The sequence below is a fragment of the Mycobacterium kyorinense genome, assembly GCF_002101735.1.
Taxonomy (GTDB): Bacteria; Actinomycetota; Actinomycetes; order Mycobacteriales; family Mycobacteriaceae; genus Mycobacterium; species Mycobacterium kyorinense.
In genome coordinates, this window is the sequence record NZ_LQPE01000176.1 from 45,876 (window position 1) to 68,972 (window position 23,097).

Below are 23,097 nucleotides of genomic sequence, written 5' to 3' on the forward strand. Positions count from 1 at the left end.
GCGGGCCGCTATCGTGCGATTCTGCGTCTGCTCGCCGTGAAAACTAGACCGGGATCAGGCCGTGCTTGCGGCCCACCCGCCGGTAGATCTGCTTGTCGCGCAGCAGGTGCAGCGACTTGCGCAGCAGCAACCGGGTGTCGTGCGGTTCGATGACCGCGTCGATGAACCCGCGCTCGGCGGCGATCCACGGGATTGCCATGTTGAGGTTGTAGTTGTCGATGAAGCTCTTCTTGATCGCCTGTGCCTCGGGCGTGTGCGGGTCGGGGAACCGCTTCATCAGCAGCTGCGCGGCGCCCTCGGCGCCGATCACCGCGATGCGCGCGGTGGGCCACGCGTAGTTGAAGTCCGCGGTCAGCTGCCGCGAGCCCATCACGGCGTAGGCGCCGCCGTAGGACTTGCGGACGGTGATCGTCACTTTCGGCACGTCGGCTTCCACCACCGCATACAGGAACCGCCCGCCGCGCTTGATGATGCCGTTCTTCTCCTGCTCGGCGCCGGGCAGGAAGCCGGGCGTGTCGACGACGAACACCAGCGGGATGTCGAATGCGTCGCAGAACCGGATGAACCGCGCCGCCTTGTCGGAGGCCTCGTTGTCGATCGAGCCCGACAAGTGCATCGGCTGGTTGGCGACCACCCCCACCGGGCGCCCGTCGACCCGGGCGAACCCGGTGATGATCGCCGGCCCGGCCTGCGCGGCGACGTCGAGGAAGTCACCGTCGTCGAAGATCCGCAGCAGGATCTCGTGCATGTCGTAGGCCATGTTGTCCGAGTCCGGCACGATCGAGTCGAGCTCGAGGTCGGTCGGGGTGATCTCCGGCTCCAGGCCGGGGTTGATGATCGGCGGCTTGTCGAAGCAGTTCGACGGCAAAAACGACAGGAAGTCGCGCACGTACTGGAACGCCGCCGCCTCGGAGTCGACGACCTGGTGGATGTTGCCGTAGCGGGCCTGGGCGTCGGCGCCGCCGAGCTCGTCGAGGCTGACCTCTTCACCGGTGACTTCGGCGATCACGTCCGGCCCGGTGACAAAGAAGTAGCCCTGGTCGCGCACCGCCACCAACAGGTCGTCCTGGATTGGCGAATACACCGCTCCCCCAGCACATTTGCCGAGGATGATGGAAATCTGCGGCACCAGCCCGGACAGCGCCTCGTGGCGCCGGCCCAGCTCGGCGTACCACGCCAGCGAGGTCACCGCGTCCTGGATGCGGGCGCCGCCGGAGTCGTTGATGCCGATGATCGGGCAGGCCACCATCGCGCACCACTCCATGAGGTCGGCGACCTTGCGCCCGAACATCTCACCGACCGAGCCGCCAAACACGGTTTGGTCGTGGGAGAACACCCCGACCGGCCGGCCGTTGATGGTCCCGCGGCCGGTGACCACGCCGTCGCTGAAAGGCGCGTTGGGATCGCCCGGAGTGCGCGCCAGCGCGCCGGTCTCGAGGAAGCTACCCGGATCCAACAGTTCATACACGCGGGAGCGGGCGCTCGGGAGGCCCTTCTTGTCGCGCCTGGCGATGGACTTCGGATCGCCGGGTTCCTTGGCCAGTTCCAGCTTTTCCCGGAGTTCGGCCAGCAGCTCGGCGGTGGTCTTTGTGGTCACTTGCGTGCCTTCTCCTCAGCTTCGATCCGGTTGAGCACCTGGGTCATATGCGCGCCGACCTTGGCGATGATCGGCTCGTCGATGACCTGGATGTGTTCACCACCGACCGGCACCACCTCGAGGTCCGAAACGTACTCGCCCCACCCTCCGTCGGGCTTGCGGGTGGCGTAGCGCGGCTCGAACATGATCGCGTCGTCGTGGTAGCGGTCGGCCATGTAGAGCGTGACATGCCCGTCGTAGGGCTGGATCTGGGCGGTGTCGATGGCCCGCTGGTCCAGATACGACGTGCGCTGGTGCTCGATGATGCCGCCCGGGATCTGCACGCCGCTGGCCTTGACCGCCTCCAGGACGAAGCGCACCTGACCCTCGTCGTCGAGTTCTTCGAGCTGCTCGTACGGGATTTCGGGGATCTGCACGTTGAAGGTGCGCTCGGCGAAGCGGGCGTAGCGCTCCCAGCGTTTGCGGGTCTCCTCCTTGGTCTGCGGGATCTCCTCGCCCGGGCGCACCGCGTCGATCAGCCCGACGAACGGCACGTCGCAGCCCTGCTGCTTGAGCCCGATCGCACAGGCGTAGGCCAGCGCCCCGCCCAGCGACCATCCGGCCAGCACGAAGGGCCCATTGCCTTGCAGCTCAAGGAGTTTCGGCACGTACTGCGCGGCTCGCTCCTCAATGGTGCCTTCGACGCGTTCGAATCCGTACATCGGGGTGTCGGCCGGCAGGCGTTTGAGCAGCGGCTCGTAGACCACCGTCGACCCGCCGGCGGCGTGGAACACGAACACCGGGACCTTGCCGGAACCTTCGGGCCTGGGCCGAAGGATGCGCACAAAGCCGTCGATCTGGCCGGCCTCCAGGTACTCGCGCACCGTGGTGGCCAGCTCCTCGATGGTCTGCGCGGACTTGACGTCCTCGGCGCTGATCGGACCCTCTGCCCGCTCGGAAAGCCGTTGGGCCATCTTGGCGGCCGCGTCGTCGTCGAGCTTGGGCAACGGGTTGAAGATGCCGCCCGGCGACTTCCCGGTGACGATCGCCCAGGTGGCGAAGGTGACCCGCTCCGAGGCATCACGCGGCGGCACGTCGGAACCCAGTGCCTCGGCGACCGCCTGCTGGTTGAGCGCCTGCGCGGCGCCGGCCAGGTTGGGCTGCGCCGACGGGCCAGCGGGGTTGGTCGGCGGCGGCGGGACCGGGACATCGGAAACCGGCGGCGCCGCTTGGGTTTCCGGCTCAGCCTGCGGATCGGGCGCCTTCGTCACGGTGGACGCCGTCGCGCCGGACAGCAATGCCGCCTGCTCCTTGGCGATCTCCTCGGCCGTCTGCGTCTTCTGGTGCTCGTGCAGCTGCTGCACCTCGTCGCGGTGCTCGATCGCGTAAAGGATCAGTTGCTCGACGTTGTAGAGGTTGGCGTCGCGGACCGCCTGCAACTGGATCGGCGGCAAGTCGAAGTCGTACTCGACGCGGTTCTTGATCCGCACCGCCATCAACGAATCCAGGCCGAGCTCGATCAGCGGCACCTCCCACGGCAGATCCTCTGGCTCGTAGCCCATCGCCATCGACACGATGGTCGCCAACCGGTCGTGCACCGTCTCACCGGAATCCGGCGACCACTTGCGCAAATCACCGGCCTGGCGGGCGGTCAGGCTGTCGTGCAGGACCTCCGCATCCGGTTCGGCTTCGGCGGCGTCGGCAGCCGGTGCGCCGTTGGTCGGCGCGACGGTCACCGGCGCAGCCACTGCGGCGCCGGCGCCGACCGCCGTCGGCAACACCGCGGATTGCCCGCCGCGGGACACCAGCGCGTCGTAGACCAACGTGAACGACTCGTCGATGCGCGCATGCACCTGGACCGCCGCGCCGCCGGGATGGCGGGTCAGCGTCATCACCAACCGGGCGTTCTCGGCGGGCACCGCCCGCTGCTCGGACGCCGTCAGCTGCGCATCCGGAATAACCGCAGCCGCAGCGGCTTTCACCAGAGCGGCCAGGTCTGTCGCTCCGCGCGGCGCGTACTCCCACACGTGCCGGCCGTCGGGCAACGCCACGTGGTTGCCCGGCATCATCACCGAGGCGTCGCCGGAGAAATGCGCGTCGAGCCAGTGTTCCTTGCGACGGAACCGGGTCGGAGGGATGTTGGCGTAGTCCTCCGGTCGGGCGGCACGGCTGAACAGCGTGCGGATGTCGAGGTCGTGGCCGTGGACGAACAGCTGCGCCATCGCGGTGGTCATCGCGTCGACCTCGTCGACCTTGCGGGCCAGCGTCGAAATCAGTTGCGCGTCAGGCAATCCCGCGGCTGCAGTGGTCAGGCCCACCTGCATCAGCGCCACCGGGTTGGGCGCGAGCTCCAAAAATGTGGTGTACCCACTCTCGACGGCGTTGCGGACGCCGTGGGTGAAGTACACGGAGTGCCGAAGGCCCTTCTTCCAGTACTCCACGTCGTGGATCGGCTCACCGCCGGGCTTGATGTAGCTGCCCTCGTGCACGGTGGAGAAGTAGCCGCAGGCCAGCGGCATCGGGTGGATGCCCTGCAATTCCGCGGTGAACTCGCCGAGCAGCGGGTCCATCTGCGCGGTGTGGCTGGCGCCCTTGGTCTGGAACTTGCGGGCGAAGCGGCCCTCGGCCTCGCAGCGCGCGATGATCGCGTCCACCTGTTCGGGCGGCCCGCCGATGACGGTCTGGTTCGGCGCCGCGTAGACGCAGACCTCCAGGTCGGGGAAGTCGGCGAAGACCGTCTTGATCTCGTCGGCCGAGTACTCGACCAGCGCCATGAGCCGGATGAACTCACCGAACAGCATCGCCTCGCCCTCGCCCATCAGCCGGGCGCGCGGGACGATGATCCGGACGGTATCGCGCAGCGAGAGCCCGCCGGCGAAGTAGGCGGCCCCCGGCTCGCCCAGCGACTGGCCGATCACCGCGGCCGGCTTGGCGCCGTGGGCTTTGAGCACTTCGCCGAGCGCGATCTGGATTGCGAAGATCACGAGTTGGACGGCTTCGATGGGGTATTCGACGGTGTCGCCGGTGTAGTCGACGGCGTCGTCGAGGATCATCTCGAGAATCGAGACGCCGCGCTCGTCCTGGATCAGCGCGTCGAGCTTGTCGATCCACTCCGCGAAGATCGGATCGCGCAGGTAGAGGTTCTTACCCATCTTGCGGTGCTGCGCACCGAAACCGGCGAGCACCCACACCGGGCCGTTGGTCACCGGCCCGTCGGCGGAGAACACGTTGGGCCGCTGCTTGCCCTCGGCGATCGCGCGCAGGCCCTTGATGGCCTCGTCGTGATCGCGGGCCAAAACCACTGCGCGGGAACGACCGTGGTTGCGCCGCGACAGCGACCGGCCGATCGACTCCAGCGAGGACGCCCGCCCCTCCGGGCTTTCCATCCAGTCGGCCAGCTCGGCGGCGGCGGCCTTCTTGCGCGACGTCAAAAACGCCGACACCGCCAGCGGCACCAGCGGGGCCTGCTGCTCGGATGCCGCGAGTTCTTCCAGCGCAATCTCTTTGAGCCGCTTGGCTTCCTCGGTCAAGCCGGGCAGTTCGAGTTCTTCTTCGACGGCCGCCGCGCCGTGGTCGGCGACGAATTCGCCGTACTCGTCGAACCGCACGCCGACCTGCTCGTCGGCGGTCGCCGCCGTCTCGGGCTCCGGTTCCGGTTCGATCTCGCGCTCGACGACGTCGCGCGGCAGCACCTCGCGCAGCACCATGTGCGCGTTGGCGCCGCCGAACCCGAAGCTGGACACCCCGGCCACCGCGTAACCGCTGTAGCGCGGCCAATCGGCAACGGTGTCAAGCACTTTCAGGTGCGCCGCGTCGAAGTCGATGTACGGGTTGGGCCCGGCGTAGTTGATCGACGGCGGCAACTTGTCGTGCTGCAGGGCCAGCACCATCTTGGCCAGGCTGGCCGCGCCGGCGGCTGATTCCAGGTGCCCGATGTTGGTCTTGATCGCGCCCAGCAGCGCCGGTTTGTCCGCGGGCCGGCCGCGGCCGACGACGCGGCCCAGCGCCTGCGCCTCGATCGGGTCGCCCAGCACGGTGCCGGTGCCGTGCGCCTCGATGTAGTCGACGAGGCGCGGGTTGATGCCGGCGTCCTTGTAGGCGCGGCGCAGCACGTCGGCCTGCGCGTCCGGGTTGGGGGCGATCAGGCCGTTGGAGCGGCCGTCGTGGTTGACGGCGCTGCCGGCGATCACGGCCAGGATCTGGTCGCCGTCGCGGCGGGCATCGTCGACCCGCTTGAGAACCAGCATGCCGCCGCCCTCGGAGCGGGTGTAGCCGTCGGCGTCGGAGGAGAACGACTTGATCCGGCCGTCCGGCGCCAGCACCTGGCCGATCTCGTCGAACCCGAGGGTCACCACTGGGGTGATCAGCGCGTTGACGCCACCGGCGATCGCCACGTCGCACTCGCCGCTGCGCAACGCCTGCACCGCCTGGTGGGTGGCGACCAGCGAGCTCGAGCAGGCGGTGTCAACCGCCACCGACGGGCCGTGGAAGTCGTAGAAGTACGAAACCCGGTTGGCGACAATCGAACTCGCGGTCCCGGTAATCGCGTAAGGGTGGGCGACGGTCGGGTCCGACATCGCCAGGAAGCTGTAGTCGGCCACCGAGGTGCCGATGAAGACGCCGACCGCCTCGCCGCGCAGGCTCGATGCCGGGATGCGGGCATGCTCGAGCGCCTCCCAGGTCAGCTCGAGCGCCATCCGCTGCTGCGGATCGATGTTGTCGGCCTCGGTCTTGCTCAGCGCGAAGAACTCCGAGTCGAAGCCCTTGATGTCTTTGAGGTAGCCACCGCGGGTGCGGGCCTTGTTGACCCGCTCGGCGATTCGCGGCTCCTCCATGAACTCCGACCAGCGGCCCTCGGGAAGGTCGGTGATCCCGTCGCGGCCCTCGAGCAGCGCCTGCCAGGTCTCCTCCGGTGTGTTCATGTCGCCGGGGAAGCGGGTGGCCAGGCCCACCACGGCGATGTCGACCCGTTCGACCGGCCCGCTCCGCGTCCAGTCGATGTCGTCGGCGCCGGCAGCGTCTTCTTCGGGGTCGCCCTCGACGATCCAGGTGGCCAGCGATTCGATCGTCGGGTGCTCGAAGGCCGCGGCGATCGACACCGTCACGCCGGTGCGGTCCTCGATATCGGCAGCCATCGCGACGGCGTCGCGCGACGACAGGCCCAGCTCCACCAGGGGGGTGGCCTCGTCGACCGCGTCGGGCGAGCGACCCGTTGCCTTGGCGACCCACTCGCGCAGCCACTGCCGCACCTCGGCGACGGTCATGTCGGTGCGGGCAGGCTTGAGGGACTCAGTGGCAGTGTCCGTCTCAGTCATCAGTCCACCTGGTCGGGGAAGGCGTTGGGGGAAGCGGTGCCGCTGCGCAGGCTGCCGTCGAGGTAGGCGGTGCGGCAGGCGCGGCGGCCGATCTTGCCGCTGGAGGTGCGCGGCACCGAGCCGGCCTGTACCAGCAGTACGTCACGCACGGTGACGCCGTGCCGGACGGCGATGGCTGCCCGGATGTCGTCGGCGATGGGCTGGTAGTCCAGCTTGTGCGCGCCGGGCGCCCGCTCGGCGACGATCACCAGCTGTTCGGAGGTGTCGTCGGGGTCGTACTTCAGCCCGGCGTGCGGGTTGTCGAACACCTCGCGGGGCAGCTGGTTGGCCGGGACCGAGAACGCGGCCACGTATCCGGTGCGCAGCGCGCGGCTGGCCTCCTGCGCCGAGTACTCCAGGTCCTGCGGGTAGTGGTTGCGGCCGTCGATGATGACGAGGTCCTTGACCCGGCCGGTGATGTAGAGGTGGCCCTTGTAATAGGTGCCGTAGTCGCCGGTGCGCACCCACAGCCCGTCGTCGGGCGCGCCCTCGGCGTGCGACGGGCTGGTCCGCGACTTGAGGATGTTCTTAAAGGTCTCCTGCGTTTCCTCTTCGCGGTTCCAGTAGCCCATCCCCATGTTCGTGCCGTGCAGCCAGATCTCGCCGATCTGCCCGTCGGGCAGTTCGGAGGCCGACTCGACGTCGACGATCACCGCCCACTCGTCGACACCGATCAGACCGGCGGACACCTGGGTCACCGCGTTGGGCGCCTCCGGCTCCACCTCGACGAACCGGTGGTTGTTCAGCGCGTCGCGGTCGACGTGGATCACCGTCGGCCCCTCGGACATCGGGGTGATCGAGACGAACAGCGTCGCCTCGGCCAGCCCGTAGCAGGGCTTCATCACGGTGTCGCGCAAGCCGAACGGACGGAACGAGTCGTGGAATTTGCGCATCGACGCCACCGACACCGGCTCGCTGCCGTTGAGCAGCGCCTTGACATTCGACAGGTCCAGCGGCTCCTCGTCGTCCTTGGGCACACCGCGCACCGCAGCGTGCTCGTAGGCGAAGTTCGGCGCCACCGAGTAGACCTCACCGGTTTCACCGGGTTTGCGCGCCATCTCCCGGATCCAGCGGATCGGCCGGCGCACAAACGCCGCCGGCGTCATGAACGTGTTGTGGTAGCCGAGCACCGGCGACAGCATGATCGCGATCAGGCCCATGTCGTGGAAGAACGGCAGCCAGGTGACCCCGCGGTCGCCTTCCTTGCCCTCGAAGGCGTTCAGCACCTGAACCACGTTGTGGGCCAGGTTCAGCGCGGTGATCTCCACACCGGTCGGCGTGCGGGTAGAGCCGGAGGTGTATTGCAGGTAGGCGATCGTGTCGGGGGTTTCGACGGGCATTTCCCACGTGCCAGCAACCTCGTTGGGCACCGCGTCGACGGCGATGACGCGCGGCCGCTCCTTGGCGGGCCGGCTGCGGAAGAACTTGCGGACCCCCTCGGCGGCGTCGGTGGTGGTCAGGATCGCCGTCGGACCGCAATCGTCGAGCACCGCGTGCAGGCGGCCGACGTGGCCAGGCTCGCTCGGGTCGAACAACGGCACCGCAATCCGCCCGGAGTAGAGGATGCCGAAAAACCCGGTCAGGTAGTCGAGGTTTTGCGGGCAGAGGATGGCGACCCGGTCGCCCGGCTGGGTGACCTGCTGCAGACGGGCGCCGATCGCGCGGTTGCGGGCGCCGAACTCGGCCCAGGAAATGTCGCGTGCGATGCCGTCGCGCTCGGTCGAGAAGTCCAGGAACCGGTAGGCGAGCTTGTCGCCGCGCACCGCCGCCCACCGCTCGACGTGACGGACCAGGTTAGCGTTTTCCGGGAACCTGATCTTTCCGTTCACGACGAACGGGTTGTGGTACGCCATTGCCACTGTCTCCTGTCACCACATGTCTCGGGTTTAAATCTCTAGGGCCCAGCCGACGGCTGCGCCCGACTCGGGTCGGTCGGCGGCACGCCGGGATCTTTCGCCTGCGCCGTTTGTCGCGAACCCTAAACCTCACAGATGGTACAGAAGCGCGCGCGACACCCGGCACTGCATCGACCCGGGCGGGCCGACCACAGCCGTTCTTATTTTTTTCTTAATGTTAAGGGCCGGTGCGCCGCGGACCAAATCACCACGGGCGGCTTGACGGAACCGTTACCCGTGCTTGGGATGCGGCGCGTTTTCGATCAGACCTCGGGCCCAATTGAGGGTCCACTCCGTGGCCGACTGCCCGTCCAGGCTCCAGAACTGGGTGGTCGCATACAGCGCGTGCACGGGTTGGCCGGCGCCGCCGGCGAGGGTGTCCAGCGTGGTGGGCAGGTTGGTGATGCTGAACGCTTCCTGGGGCGCGGCGCAGATCAGGTCACCCTGGCCGCAGATCTCGTTGGTCCGGTTGTTGAGGTCGCCGAATCCGCCGGGCCGCTTGCCGGTCATGGTCAAACCCATGGTCGAGAGCACGGGCACCTCGTGCAGGGTGATCTCGGCGCCCTGGCCCGGCGGGTTGGGGCCGATGTCCTGGCCCACCCCTTCCTGGCGGCGGCCGTCGGCGATCAACGTCACACCGAGCACCAGGTCCTCGTCGACAGGCCCGCGGCCGTTGCCGATGTCGCTGGCGATGTCACCGGCGATCACCGCGCCCTGCGAGAAACCGATCAGCACGTAGCTGGTCAGCGGGCACTTGGTGTTCATGTCGGTGATCACTTTGACCGCGGCCTGGGTGCCCTCCTTACGGCTCTGGTTGTAGGACATCTGGTTGTCGCCGGACAGCGGATTGTGGAATTGCGCCGTGTAGGGGACCGTGTACACCTCGACCCGGCTGGCGTCGAATTGCTGACTGATCGGCCGGGTGACGTTGAGTAGCAACGCCTTTGGAAACTCCACCGGGTTGAGCGGGTTGTCCTGCAGCGACGACTCCCACGTGCCGGGCACCGAGATCAGTTGCACGTCGGGACAACTGGCGTCCTGGAACGCCGGACGCGGCTTATGCGGGCGGGCCGAACTGCTGGTCGGCGGCACGATGCTGGGCGGTACCGCGCTCGGCGGCGTCTCCGGCTGGCGCAGGTAGAGCACCACGAACACCAGAACCAGCGCCACCACAAGCGCCGTCGCGCCGGCGGCGATCAACGCCAGGATGCGGTGGCGCCTGCGCCGCGCTTTAGCGCCCTTCTTCACAGCCATGTCTCCCGCCAGCAGAGTCCGTCATTGCACCCTGCATTACGGTACCGGTTCCCGGCACCGTGGCCCGCGGGCGATGGCTAGCGGATGGCGCCGACGATGTCGCCGGACATCGCACCCAGCTCCGGGCCCCAGGACCCCCAGCCGTTGTCGCCGCCGGGGAACTCGAAGTGCCCGTTGTGGCCGCCGACGTTGCGGTACTGCTGGTAGAAGAAGTGGCCGCTTCCGGTTGCCTCGGCCTCTTGGCCGATCATCGCCGCCGGGTCGCTGGCGCCGCCGGTGGGGTTGACCACCCAGACCCGGGTGTTGTTGGCCGCCAGCAAGCCGGCGTGTACGTACGGGTCGTGCCACTTCCACCGGCCCAATTGCGCTGCGCCCCACATGCCTTGGGTGTCGACGCCGCCGAACTGCGCCATGCCGGCGGTGATGGCGCCGTTCTCGGTGGTGTTGGACGGGTACAGGAAGCCCGACAGCGAACCGGCGAAGCCGAACCGGTCGGGGTGGAAGCAGGCCAGCGCCATCGCCCCGTAGCCGCCTTGCGAAGCGCCGACGACGGCGTGGCCACCGGGCGCCAGGCCTTTGTTGGCGGCCAGCCAGTCGGGCAGCTCACTGGACAGGAACGTCTCCCACTGCTTGCTGCCGTCCTGCTCCCAGTTGGTGTACATGCTGAAGGCGCCGCCGGCGGGCGCGGCCACCGAGATGCCCTTACCGGCGAGTGTGTTCATCGCGTTGCCCGCGGTGACCCAGTTGCTGACATCCGGGCCTGCGTCGAACGGGTCGAGGAGGTATACCGCGTGCGGGCCGCCGGCCAGGAAGGCCACCGGGATGTCGCGGCCCATTGCCGCCGAGGGCACCATCAGGGTCTCGTAGTTCGCGGCGCGGGCGTGCGCGCTGACAGGACCCAACCCGACTGCCAGCACGGCAGCGCTCAGCACCCGCAGCAGCAACGACACGCCCCTCATGTCCACCTCACTAGGTATCGATTCGCCATCCCCCGCACCCCGTCCCGGAACGTAGTGAACCACACCGGACGCGACGGAATGGGTGGAAACGACTAACGGCGGCGACCCGTCGAAGGTCGCCGCCGTTAGTCGTCTTGCTTAGGGCCTAGTGGCCGCCGCCCTGCGCGGCTGCCGGGGTGCCCTGGCTGCCCGGGCTGGCCGGAGCGGCCGGAGCCGCCGGGGCGCCCTGGCTGACCGGGGTGCCCTGGCTACCCTGGGTGGCCGGCGTGGTCTGGCTGGCCGGGTTGGCCGGAGCGGCCGGGCTGCTTTGGGCAGTCTCGCCGCCACCGCCGCCGGGCGTGGCGCCCAGCGTCCGCTGCAGGTCAGGCTTCATCGCGTTCAACTGCTGACCCCAGTACTCCCAGCTGTGCGTGCCGGTGTCCGGGAAGTTGAACACCGCGTTGTGACCGCCGGCCGCATTGTAGGCGTCCTGGTACTTGATGTTGCTGGTCCGCACGAAGCCCTCGAGGAACTTCGCCGGCAGGTTGTCGCCACCAAGCTCCGACGGCTTGCCGTTGCCGCAGTACATCCAGAGGCGGGTGTTGTTGGCGACGGTCTTGCCGACGTTCAGCAGCGGGTCGTTACGCTGCCAGGCCGGGTCCTCCTTGGGGCCCCACATGTCGGCGGCCTTGTAGCCGCCGGCGTCGCCCATCGCCAGGTTGATCAGCGACGGACCCATCCCCTGCGAGGGGTCCATCAGGCCGGACATCGCGCCGGCGTAGATGAACTGGTCCGGGTGGTAGTTCGCCAGGTTCAGGGCCGACGCACCCGCCATGGACAGGCCCACCGCGGCGCCGCCGTTGGGCTTGACCTGCTTGTTGGCCTGCAGGTATTGCGGGAGCTCGCTGGTCAGGAAGGTCTCCCATTTGTAGGTCTGGCAGCCGGCCTTGCCGCAGGCGGGCTTGTACCAGTCGGTGTACCAGCTGGACTGGCCGCCGACCGGCATGACCATCGACAGACCGGACTGGTAGTACCACTCGAAGGCGGGGGTGTTGATGTCCCAGCCGTTGAAGTCGTCCTGGGCGCGCAGGCCGTCGAGCATGTAGATCGCCGGTGAGTTGGCGCCACCGCTCTGGAACTGCACCTTGATCTCACGGCCCATCGCCGCCGACGGCACCTGCAGGTATTCGACCGGCAGACCTGGCCGGGAGAATGCCCCGGCGGTCGCCGAACCCCCGACGACGCCGACCAGCCCCGGCACCAGGGCCGCTGCGGCTGCCCCTAACGCGAGGCGGCGCGGCATCCCCTTCGCCGCGCCACGAAACCTGTCAACAAGCTTCATCCGTGCTTTCCCATCCTTTGTTGGCCCAATCTTTCGGGTCGGACTGCGTGCGCTGCGTCCACGTGCCCGGCTCCGTTGCGGCTTGCATCGTCCCCGGGCTGGGCGCACCAGTGCCCGTGTAGTCAACCACATCTTGGTGCGATCCCTCTCATCGAGACTCCCGTTGAAGCGTTCGGCGGTTCGCTGTGGGCGGCCGCGATCACGGCCGTGCACGCCGCGCCGAGAATGTGCTCACACCCGATTTCTCGCCGGTAACCAGTCTGGTTGCGTGTTGCTGTCGCAGCGCGCTGTCCCCGCGCGGCCGCGTCGCGTTCCGCGGGGAAAATTTTCCGTCGATTTATTCGCCGGACGTCCACGCGGCCCAGGTGTTACGGCCCGGAGGCCGGCAATCCGGTGTAGGGCGTGCCACTGGATTCGGGGATGTCCAGGCCGCACCGGATCAGCTCGTAAAGCGGAACCCGGTCGATGCGGTACTTGGTGAATTCATAGGAATGCAGCAGGTTCGAGACGAACCGGTGCGGTGTCATCGGGCTGCGCACCGAGTTCAGCACCGCCTGGGTCGCCGGGCATTGCAGCGCCGCCACCGCTTGAGCGACCCACTTGGCGTCGAGGTAGCCCGGAACGCCCGGATACCACTTCACCCAGGGACCGTCGGCGATCACCCAGTCCGGAAACAGGTTCTTGTCATGTCCGATGCGGCCGTGCTGCAGACGCGCCGTATGCGCGGCCAACGGATTTGCCAGCCCGATTTGGTCGAGCACCCGGATGTCCAGGCCGACGTTCATGCCCAGCATGCCGAGGTTGGTGAAAAACACTGCGTGCGGCCCCTTTCGGGGCTTGCCGGGATCCGGCGGCTCCTTCGGCGGGATCACCGGAACCAGGTCCCACTGGTTGTAGTTGCCCGACGGCAGCAACAGCGACCCCTCCGGGGTGTTGTTGAGCGCCACCAGCACCGCGCGCATCCGCGGGTAGTCCAGGTAATCGGCGGCGGTCAGTGGATGAGCGTGCCCGGTCGCCTGCGCGTAGAACCGGCGCTCGTCGACGATCCCCGAATAGGTGACCCGGGTGGCATCGTCGCCCATGCCGGGCGAGTTCGCCGCCCACAGTGACCAACCCGCCACCGCCAGCCACAACGCGGCAACCGCGCCCGCCAGCCAATAGCCGGTCTCCCGGGAGAATCTCGTGCCGTCGGGAAACACCACGGGCACCACGGCCGCCGGCGCCAGCAGACAAAACAGCGGCACCAGCAAGACCCTGCCGTGCATGAAGTCGCCGCCCTGCCGGGTCCAGTACAGCCCCTGCAGCAGTCCGCTGAGCAGGATGAAAGCCACCACCGCTGCGGGGCTTTGGACCGTGCGGGCCCACCGCCCGTAGCCGGGCGGCGGCGTGTGCCGTATCCACCACGGCCGGGCGCGGGTGGTCATCAGGACCAGTCCCAGCGCCAGCAGCAACACGATCGGCACCCACATGGCATAGGGCCGGTTGAAGTTCGACAGATACAGCAGGCCCTGCGGCCACTTGTCGCCGGCAGCGTCCTTGGCCAGCGCGGTGCCGGGAAACAGCAACCCGTAGTAGCCCATTCGGAAAATCTCGTAACCGACCGGCAGCAGCCCCCCGGCCACCACGATCAGCACCCGCGGGCGCCAGCCCCGCGCGGCGACCAGCATCATGATCAGAGCCAGCCCGCCAATCAGCGCCAGCTCGGGGCGGACGAGCACACTGCAGCCCGCGACAAACGCCAGCGCACCGGTGAACAACCGGCCGGACGGACGCGACCGCAATGCCTGCGACCAGCAGACCATCATCCACCACAGCAACCCGAGATAGGCCAGCACCAAACCACTTTCAAGGCCCGAGGTCGCGAAGTCGCGCGCCGGCGGCACCGCGATGTAGACCAGCGCACCGGCCGGCAGCATGATCGCGCGTCGTCCCAGCAGGCTGGGTGCATACAGCCGTCCGGTGCCCAGCATCAGCAGCACCACGCCCGCCACACTGAGCACCAGCGCCAGCACCAGCGCCACATACTCCAGGCGCATCGGCCCGGCCAGCCAGCTGGCCACGTAGACCAGGTAGGTCCACACCACCGAGGTGTTGGCCTCCACCCGCTCGCCTGCATTGAACACCGGTCCGTTGCCGGCCAACAGGTTTCGCACCGTGCGCAACACGATCAGGCCGTCGTCGGCGATCCAGCGCCGCTGCCAGGCACCCCAGCCGAACAAGACCGCAATCACCGCGGCGCCGACCCACAGGCTGATCCGCACGGTGGCGTCGTACGGAAATGCCGGCCGTGGCACCGGTACCGGCGCGGGCCGACGGGACGGGACGACGGCCGGGCTAGCCGAGGATAACCGCAGCACCAATGGTTCCGATCCAGGCCACGAACAACAACTGCAGCACCCGGTCCCGCAGCGCGATGTCTTCCGGCTCGCCGGCCAGACCGCCGTCGACGTCGACCGCGTACCGCAGGATCGCGATCGTGAACGGGATCATCGAGACTGCAAACCAGGTGCCCGTGTAGCGGTCGCGCTCGAACGCCCACAGTCCGTAACACACCACCACAGCAGTGGCCGACATGGTCCAGACGAACCGCAGATAGGTGCTGGTATAGCTCTCCAGCGATTTACGGATCTTGGCGCCGGTGCGCTCGGCCACCTGGAGCTCGGCGTAGCGCTTTCCGGCCCCCATGAACAGCGACGCGAAAGCTATTCCGAGCAAAAACCATTGCGACAGATAGATATCGGCGGCCGCACCCCCGCCGATGGCACGGATCAGATACGCCGACGACAGTATGCAGATGTCGATCACCGCTTGGTGTTTGAGACCGAAGCAGTACGCCAATTGCATGGCGAGGTAGACAGCGATCACCACCGCCAGATTCGGGGTCAGCCACCAGGAGATGACCAACGAAGCCACCCCGAGCACCGCAGCGATGACGTAGGCCAGCCATTCGGGCACCACGCCGGCGGCGATCGGCCGGAACCGCTTGGTGGGGTGTTCCCGGTCGGCCTCGACGTCGCGGACGTCGTTGATCAGATAAATCGAGGAGGCGGCCAGGCAGAACACCACGAACGCGACGGCCTCCTTGCCCAGCACGTCGGCGTAGTCGTACCGGACGTCGGTGCCCCACGCAGCCAACGGAGCCGCCAGCACCAGAATGTTTTTCACCCATTGCCGGGGACGGATCGCCTTGACGATGCCGACGATCAGGTTCGCCGGAGGTCCGGTCACCGGCACCACCTCTTCACTCATCGGCCCACTGCCTCCACCCGCGCCGCGATAGCTGCTACCGCCGCGCCGACACCGACGCCGACGGCGACGTCACTGGGATAGTGCACGCCCAGCAGCATCCGCGACAACGCCATCGGCGGCACCAGCAGGGCGGGCAGCCGCGAGCCGGTGGCCCGGGACAGCAGCACGGCCGCCGCGGTGGTGGAGGTGGCGTGCGCCGACGGGAAGCTCAGCCGGCTCGGTGTGCCGACGTGCACCGCCACGGCCGGGTGGCGGGGACGCTCGCGCCGCACCAGCCGCTTGATCAGCACAGCCGCAGCGTGTGCGGTGAACGCACCGGCGCCAACCACAAGCCATGCCCGCCACCGCTGCGGCTGCAGCAGCGCGCCGACGGCCGAGACCGCCAGCCAGCCGAGGCTGTGTTCACCGAAATACGACAAGCCCCGCGCCGACGCCAGCATCCCGGGCCTACCGGCCAGCGCCGACTGAATCGCCACCAACGCGCGCAGTTCGCCACGCGGCGCGGCAATTTCAGCCATGGACTTCTGCCGGCAGGAGCACGCTCTCCCACTTCTGCTTGCTGGACAGCGTCGGCAACGCCTCGCGGTAGATCCGGCGCATCTCGTCGAACCGGCTGGCCAGCTGACGCTGGCGGCGCAGCGACTGCCACAGCAGCGAGAACATCTTGGACCGGTCACGCTGCCGGTACACCACCCCGCGCCCGTCGGCGGTGGTGACGGTGGCGCCGTCGAGCGTGCACAGCTTGAACCAGCGGGCGTCCTGGGTGGGCACATTCAGTTGGGGCCGTTGATGATGCGCCGGATCGGCCTTGGTCGCGTTGTGCAGAATCCCGCGGGCCAGGCGGTAGCCGATGGCCAGCGGATTGACCGGCGGCTTCATCTCCCGGTTGCGCTGCGAGGGCGCCGGCAACTCGTCGGCCCCCGATAACACGATTGCGTCGGGGTACTGCTTGCGGATCCGGTGCACCTCGGGCAACGCGGATTCCAGGATCGAGAAGATGTGCTCCGGGCCGGCGAGGAAGTCGTCGATGGCCTTGTTCTGAATCGCGACGGTTGAATACTCAAGGCAGGCAAGGTGTTTCAGTGTCGCCTTGAGGTGGCTGCGGAGTAGGCCCATCACGTCGCCGTCCCAGTGCATGGCGGCCACCACCAATCGGTTGCGCAGGTGGAAGTAGGCCTGCCAGTCGATGGCGTCGTCCTTGTCGCTCCAGGCCATGTGCCAGATCGCGGCGCCGGGCAGTGTCGCGGTCGGGTAGCCGCGCTCGGCGGCGCGCAACCCGTAGTCGGCGTCGTCCCACTTGATGAACAGCGGCAGCGGCTGGCCCAGTTCCTCGGCCACCTGCCGCGGGATCATGCAGGTCCACCAGCCGTTGAAGTCGACGTCGATGCGACGGTGCAGCAGATTGCTGCGAGGGTTGTTGTCGCTCAACGGGAATTTGGCGAAGTCGTGGTCGTATTCGGCATGCGGCGCGGCGGTCCACATGAATATCGTCCGGTCCACCACCTCGCCCATGATGTGCAGGTGCGACGGCTCCTGCAGGTTGAGCATCTGACCGCCGACCAGCATCGGCGTCTTGGCGAAACGATGCAGCGCCAGCACCCGCAGAATTGAGTCCGGCTCGATCCGGATGTCGTCGTCCATGAACAGGATCTGCTGGCAGTCAGTGTTTTTCAGCGCCTCGTACATCACCCGGCTGTATCCGCCCGAACCGCCCAGGTTGGGTTGATCGTGAATCGACAGCCGGTCACCCAGCGGGGCGGCGGCCTCGGCGAAGTCCGGGTGGTCGCGCACCTTGGCGGTGCCCTGGTCGGGCACGATCACCGCACCGATCACCTCGTCTACCAACGGATCCGAGGTCAGGTCGCGCAACGCGTTGACGCAGTCCCTGGGCCGGTTGAAGGTCGGGATGCCGACCGCGATGTTGGCGACGCCCGGCGCCGGCACCGGTGCATACCAGCCGGCGCTGTGCAGCGTGACGTCGCTGTCGGTGATGATGTCGAACCAGATCCACCCGCCGTCTTCGAAAGGCTGCAGCCCCACCTCTAATTCGACGACCTGTGCGCTGCCGGCGAAGTTGCGGCCGTCGATGTAGATGCGAGCGCCGGTGGCCTTGGTCCGGTAGACGTCGACGCGGCCGGCGCCGGTCAATTCGGCGCGCAACACGACCGAGGTCAGCGTCGTCCAGCGCCGCCAGTAGCTGGCCGGGAACGCGTTGAAATAGGTCGCGAACGACACCTCGGATTCGGCGCCGATCTGCAGCGACGTGCGGGTAGTCGCATGCGCGCGCCGGGCGTTGGTCGTCGACTCCTCTACGTAGAGCTTGCGGACGTCGAGCGGCTCGCCCGGGCGGGGCAGGATCACGCGGGCCAGCAGGCTCACGGCGGTTTCACTCATCCGCGGATGCTTTCGTCAACGGCACGCCCTCGCGCAGGTGCGGCGCGAGCACGTTGTCGTACATGTTCAGTGCGCTGGCGATGGCCATGTGCATGTCCAGATATTGGTAAGTGCCCAGCCGGCCGCCGAACAACACCTTCGAGGACTCGGTTTCGGCTTTCGCACGGGCCCGATAGGCGGCCAGCAGAGCGCGGTCGGCTTCGGTGTTGATCGGGTAGTAGGGCTCGTCGTCGTTCTCGGCGAACCGCGAGTACTCGCGCATGATCACGGTCTTGTCGGTCGGGTAGTCGCGCTCGGGGTGGAAGTGGCGGAACTCGTGGATGCGGGTGTAAGCCGGGTCCGGATCGTTGTAGTTCATCACCGGGGTGCCCTGGAAGTCGCCCGTCGGCAACACCTCGACCTCGAAATCCAGTGTGCGCCAACCCAGGCGGCCCTCGGCGTAGTCGAAGTAGCGATCCAGCGGGCCGGTGTAGACCACCGGTGCGTCGGGGTGCGCAGTACGGAGTTCGTCGCGCACGTCGAACCAGTCGGTGTCGAGGCGGACCTCGATGCGCTCGTCGGCGGCCATGTTTTTCAGCCACGCGGTGTAGCCGTCGACCGGGAGGCCCTCGTAGGTGTCGTTGAAGTAGCGGTTGTCGAAGGTGTAGCGCACCGGCAAGCGGGTGATGGTGGACGCCGGCAGCTCCTTGGGGTCGGTCTGCCACTGCTTGGCGGTGTAGTTCTTGATGAACGCCTCGTAGAGCGGCCGGCCGATCAGCGAGATGGCCTTCTCCTCGAGGTTTTGCGCGTCCTCGGTTTTGATCTCGGCGGACTGCTCGGCGATCAGCGCGCGCGCCTCGTCCGGGCTGAAGTAGCGGCCGAAGAACTGCGAGACCATGCCCAGCCCCATCGGCATCGGGTAGGCCTGCCCGTCGTGCAGCGCGAACACCCGATGCTGGTAGCCGGTGAACTCGGTGAACTGCCGCACGTAGTCCCACACCCGCTTGTTGGATGTGTGGAACAGGTGCGCCCCGTATTTGTGCACCTCGATGCCGGTCTGTGGCTCCGGCTCGGAGTAGGCGTTGCCGCCGATGTGCGGGCGCTTCTCGACCACCAGCACGCGCTTGTCGAGCTGGCTGGCCACGCGCTCAGCGATCGTCAGGCCGAAAAATCCGGAGCCGACGACGAAAAGGTCGAAACGAGCGGTCATCGGTTGCCTAGGGTATCCGACCGCGCGGCCACAACCTGCTCGGCGGCTCCGGCGGAGGGCCACCCAAGTTGGACATGATGCCGCGCGGCCGCATATGCAATGCACGGCGCGGCAGTCGATAGGCCGCCAGTGACGAAGGTCGCGATTGGTTCACGATTCGATATCGCCACACTAGTCACAGCAGTCACGCCAGTACCATCGATCACGTCGGCATCTTGCTGTGCTGCAGAGGCAGGACGACCGAGGACCATATAGCCCAGATTGAGGAGACTTCCGTGCCGAACCGACGTCGACGCAGGCTTTCGACAGCCATGAGCGCAGTCGCCGCTCTGGCGGTCGCGAGTCCTTTTGCCTATCTCACCGTCAGCCAGTTGGCCGCCGACAGCACACCGGCCCCCGAACATCACGAGTTCGTCCGGGCCGCGGTGATGACGGACTTGCCCAACGAGCTGATGTCCGCCTTGACGCAAGGGCTGTCGCAATTCGGGATCAACATGCCGCCGGTGCCGAGCCTGGCGGGCGGCGCGACGACGGCCTCGCCGGGCCTGACCGGCCCCGGGCTGACCTCGCCAGGGTTGACTTCACCTGGCCTGACGACACCCGGCCTGACGACACCGGGTGCCACGCCGGGGCTCACCACGCCCGGTCTGACCACCCCGGGTGCGGCCCCGGGCGCGACGCCGGGTCTCACCACGCCGGGCGCGACGCCGGGTCTGACCACCCCGGGCACGACGCCGGGGCTGACCGACCCCAGCCTGACCAACCCGGGCCTGACGGACCCCAGCCTGACCAACCCGGCGGGCGTCACACCGGGCCTGACCAATCCGGCCGGCGCCACACCGGGCCTCGCCAGCCCGACGGGCGTCGACCCGTCGCTGATCAACCCGGGCGCGATGACCCCGGGCTACAGCCCGGGCGAGGTGCCGATCAGCACGCCGATCGGGTTGGATCCCGGCGCGGGCGGCACTTACCCGATCCTCGGTGATCCGTCGCTGGGCGCCGCGCCGGCGACGTCGGGCGGCAGCGGCGGGATCATCAACGACCTGATGAGCACCGCCAACCAGCTAGGCGCCAGCCAGGCCATCGACCTGCTCAAGGGGCTGGTGATGCCGTCGATCACCCAGGCGATCCAGGGTGGCGCTGCCGGTGCCGCTGCACCGGCGGCCGCCGCGGCGGCGCCCCCGGCACCTGTCACCTGACCGGTATGTAGATCCTGCTACCCAACGGCACCGCAGAAGTGGGAGCTGGTTGATCCAGCGCCGAACTCTGCGGTGCCGTTACCGGGTGGGTTAACTTTGTCCCCAGTAGTACCGTGTCGCAACATAAGCAACATAGACCACATAAGTAACATCGCCTTGTGTTGCGCAGCCCGCGCCCCCCGGCGATGTTGTTCACCGCTATCGCGGCGACAGTCGTCATCCTGCCGTGGGCGGCCACCGAGCGTCGGGATCAGCCGGCCGCGCCCGGCGACACTCACCTGACCCAGCAGCCGTTGGTCGGCCTGGGCGGCGGCACCACCATCCGCGAGATCAGCCGGCCCACACCGTTTTCCATGGTCGCGCTGACCGGCGGGGATGTGACCGGTACCTCGGCACGGGTGCGAGCCAAGCGCGCCGACGGCTCCTGGGGCCCGTGGCGTGACGCCGAGGCACTCGAGTTCGAGGGCTCCGATACAGCGTCGACTGCGCCGCGCGGCACCGAGCCGGTCTTCGTCGGGAAGACGACGACCGTGCAGATCGCGGTCACCCGGCCCGAGGGCGCGCCGCTGACGTCGGCGCCGCCGCATACCGCGTCGGCTGCGCTGGGCTACCGGCCCGCGACCGTCGAACAGCCGCTGCCGCAGAACATCTCGGCGGTGCTGATCTCGCCGCCGCAGGCACCGGCCGACACCCAGTGGACGCCGCCGTCGGCGGTGCTCGCGCCGGGTCAGCCGCCCAACATCATCAGTCGCTCACAGTGGGGGGCCGACGAGTCGATACGATGCGGTAATACCGTGTACGACAACGCTGTTCGCGCCGCAGTCGTGCACCACACCGCGGAGAGCAACGACTACGAGCCGCAGGATTCGGCCGCGATCGTGCGATCCATCTACGCCTACCACACCCAAACCCTGGGCTGGTGCGACATCGCATACAACGCGCTGGTGGACAAGTACGGGCAGGTGTTCGAGGGCCGGGCCGGCGGGATCAGCCGAGCGGTCGAGGGCTCGCACACCGGCGGATTCAACCGCGACACCTGGGGTGTGGCGATGATCGGCAACTTCGACGACGAGCCGCCGACCCCGATCCAGCTGCGCACCATCGGCCGGCTGCTCGGCTGGCGGCTGGGCCTCGACCACGTCGACCCGCACGGCACCGTGACGCTGACCTCGGCCGGAGGCCCCAACACCAACTTCCCGGCCGGCGCCACACCGACACTGCCGAACATATTCAGTCACCGCGACGTCGGCGCCACCCTGTGTCCCGGCAACGTCGCCTACGCGCGGCTGAACGAAATCCGTGACATCGCAGCACGATTCAACGACCCGCCCGGGCCGGAAGACCTGGCGGCGGCGCTGCAGGGCGGTGCGATCTACGACCGCTGGCAGGCGATGGGCGGGATGAAAAGCCCCCTGGGTGTGCCGACCTCTCCGGAGGCCACCGCGGCCGGCTCGGCGCGCTACGCCACCTTCGACAAGGGCGCCATCTACTGGTCCCCGGAGACCGGCGCCGAACCAGTCACCGGCGCGATCTACGAAGCCTGGGCCTCGCTCGGTTATGAGCGCGGGGCGTTGGGACTGCCGACCAGCGGGGAAATCCTACAGCCGCAGTGGATTACGCAGAACTTCCAGCACGGCACGCTGAACTTCGACCGGGAGAGCGGGCATGTCACCCGGGTCATCGACGGCGTCGCGCAGGAATTGCCGCCGCCGGCGCCGGACGGGCCGCCGGTGCAGCTGGAGCGGTTCTCACCGGTGCACCCGGCCGCGTAAGTCTGCGCGACGGGCGGAGCTACTCGCCGAGTGTGCGGTTCTATACGCGGGCGTCCGTGTGTCGCGTACGAAACCGCACACTCGACGAGCAGGGCTACAGCCACCAGCGTTCCAGCACCCGCGCGACCCCGTCGTCGGTGTTGGGCGCGGTGACCTCGTTGGCGGCGGCCACCGCCTCGGGATGCGCGTTGCCCATTGCCACGCCGTGGCCGGCCCGCAACAGCATCGGCACGTCGTTGGGCATGTCGCCGAATGCGACCACATCCTCGGCGGTGATGCCCAGCGGCCGGGCGATCTCGTCGATACCGGTGGCCTTGCTGAAGCCCAGCGGCACGATCTCGATCAGCCCGTTGTTGGTCGAATAGGTGATGTCGCCCTCGATCCCGATGTGCTTGGACAACTCCGCGGCCATGTCGGCGCTGCTGGCCCCGGCCTTGCGGATCAGCAGCTTGACGGCGGGAGCACTGAGCAGGTCTTCGATGGATACCTCGGTGTTGTCCGGGTTGAGCCAGGCGTGCTCGTAACCGGGTGAGCTGATGAACTGCGGCGTCGCGGTGTCGTGCGCACTGCGGCCGATCCGCTCGACGGCAAGCCCGGCGCCCGGAATGGCGCGGGTCGCGATCTCGGCCAGCTGGCCGAGGGTGTCGACGGCCAGGGTGTGCGCCGACACCACCCGGTCGGTGGCCGCGTCATAGATGACGGCGCCGTTGGCGCACACCGCCATCGGAGCGAACCCGAGCTCGTCGACAACCGGCTGCACCCAGCGCGGCGGGCGTCCGGTGGCCAGGATGAACTTCGCCCCCGCCTCGACCGCAGCGTGGACGGCGTGGCGGGTGCGTGGGCTGATCCGTTCGCGGTCGTCGATCAGCGTGCCGTCCACGTCGCACGCGATGAGCGCCGGCAGTGTCATCGTGGCGACCGGCTGTTACCGCCGT

Annotated in this window: 13 protein-coding genes and 1 pseudogene; 2 read left to right on the plus strand and 12 right to left on the minus strand. The window is 68.1% G+C overall.

Features of this window, described 5'->3' with window-relative positions; translation table 11 throughout:
- Positions 1-43: 43 nt before the first annotated feature.
- The 11 genes and pseudogenes from AWC14_RS27275 to glf form a co-directional block, all read right to left on the minus strand.
- Complete coding sequence (locus AWC14_RS27275; RefSeq protein ID WP_045375202.1) at positions 44-1,597, minus strand: acyl-CoA carboxylase subunit beta; 1,554 nt, start codon at positions 1,595-1,597, stop codon at positions 44-46.
- The gene (pks13, locus tag AWC14_RS27280; protein ID WP_057003311.1) at positions 1,594-6,891 is read right to left on the minus strand and encodes a polyketide synthase Pks13; all 5,298 of its coding nucleotides are present in this window, start codon (positions 6,889-6,891) and stop codon (positions 1,594-1,596) included. The genes AWC14_RS27275 and pks13 overlap by 4 nt, the downstream gene beginning before the upstream one ends.
- Entirely contained in the window at positions 6,891-8,783 is a 1,893-nt protein-coding gene (gene fadD32, locus AWC14_RS27285) for a long-chain-fatty-acid--AMP ligase FadD32 (RefSeq protein ID WP_045382161.1), read from the minus strand. Before fadD32 ends, pks13 begins: the two co-directional genes overlap by 1 nt.
- Positions 8,784-9,056: 273 nt before the next feature.
- Positions 9,057-10,079 (minus strand): carboxylesterase Culp6, encoded by a 1,023-nt coding sequence (culp6, locus tag AWC14_RS27290; RefSeq protein ID WP_045382158.1) that lies wholly within the window; start codon positions 10,077-10,079, stop codon positions 9,057-9,059.
- 77 nt (positions 10,080-10,156) lie between these two features.
- The gene (locus AWC14_RS27295) at positions 10,157-11,038 is read right to left on the minus strand and encodes an alpha/beta hydrolase-fold protein (RefSeq protein ID WP_045382155.1); all 882 of its coding nucleotides are present in this window, start codon (positions 11,036-11,038) and stop codon (positions 10,157-10,159) included.
- A gap of 325 nt (positions 11,039-11,363) precedes the next feature.
- A pseudogene (locus AWC14_RS27300) lies at positions 11,364-12,359 on the minus strand (esterase family protein); the annotation flags it as partial.
- A 368-nt stretch (positions 12,360-12,727) separates the two neighbouring features.
- A complete protein-coding gene (gene aftB / locus AWC14_RS27305; protein ID WP_193393829.1) occupies positions 12,728-14,719 on the minus strand; it encodes a terminal beta-(1->2)-arabinofuranosyltransferase in 1,992 nt (663 codons plus the stop codon).
- The gene (locus AWC14_RS27310; protein WP_045382152.1) at positions 14,694-15,608 is read right to left on the minus strand and encodes a decaprenyl-phosphate phosphoribosyltransferase; all 915 of its coding nucleotides are present in this window, start codon (positions 15,606-15,608) and stop codon (positions 14,694-14,696) included. Before AWC14_RS27310 ends, aftB begins: the two co-directional genes overlap by 26 nt.
- On the minus strand, positions 15,605-16,126 hold the full coding sequence (locus tag AWC14_RS27315) for a phosphatase PAP2 family protein (protein ID WP_057003310.1): 522 nt from the start codon (positions 16,124-16,126) through the stop codon (positions 15,605-15,607). Before AWC14_RS27315 ends, AWC14_RS27310 begins: the two co-directional genes overlap by 4 nt.
- A complete protein-coding gene (locus tag AWC14_RS27320) occupies positions 16,119-18,002 on the minus strand; it encodes a glycosyltransferase (protein ID WP_045382146.1) in 1,884 nt (627 codons plus the stop codon). Before AWC14_RS27320 ends, AWC14_RS27315 begins: the two co-directional genes overlap by 8 nt.
- The gene (glf, locus tag AWC14_RS27325; RefSeq protein ID WP_057003309.1) at positions 17,995-19,191 is read right to left on the minus strand and encodes a UDP-galactopyranose mutase; all 1,197 of its coding nucleotides are present in this window, start codon (positions 19,189-19,191) and stop codon (positions 17,995-17,997) included. Before glf ends, AWC14_RS27320 begins: the two co-directional genes overlap by 8 nt.
- Before the next feature lie 275 nt (positions 19,192-19,466).
- Between glf and AWC14_RS27330 the strand changes: the two genes are divergently transcribed.
- Positions 19,467-20,390, plus strand: a complete 924-nt coding sequence (locus tag AWC14_RS27330; protein WP_052425640.1) for a hypothetical protein — start codon at positions 19,467-19,469, stop codon at positions 20,388-20,390.
- Between the two features lie 161 nt (positions 20,391-20,551).
- On the plus strand, positions 20,552-22,162 hold the full coding sequence (locus tag AWC14_RS27335; RefSeq protein WP_045382173.1) for an N-acetylmuramoyl-L-alanine amidase: 1,611 nt from the start codon (positions 20,552-20,554) through the stop codon (positions 22,160-22,162).
- Positions 22,163-22,256: 94 nt separating this feature from the next.
- Here the strand turns inward: AWC14_RS27335 and AWC14_RS27340 are convergent, their stop codons facing one another.
- Entirely contained in the window at positions 22,257-23,072 is an 816-nt protein-coding gene (locus AWC14_RS27340; RefSeq protein WP_045382140.1) for a Cof-type HAD-IIB family hydrolase, read from the minus strand.
- Positions 23,073-23,097: the final 25 nt, after the last annotated feature.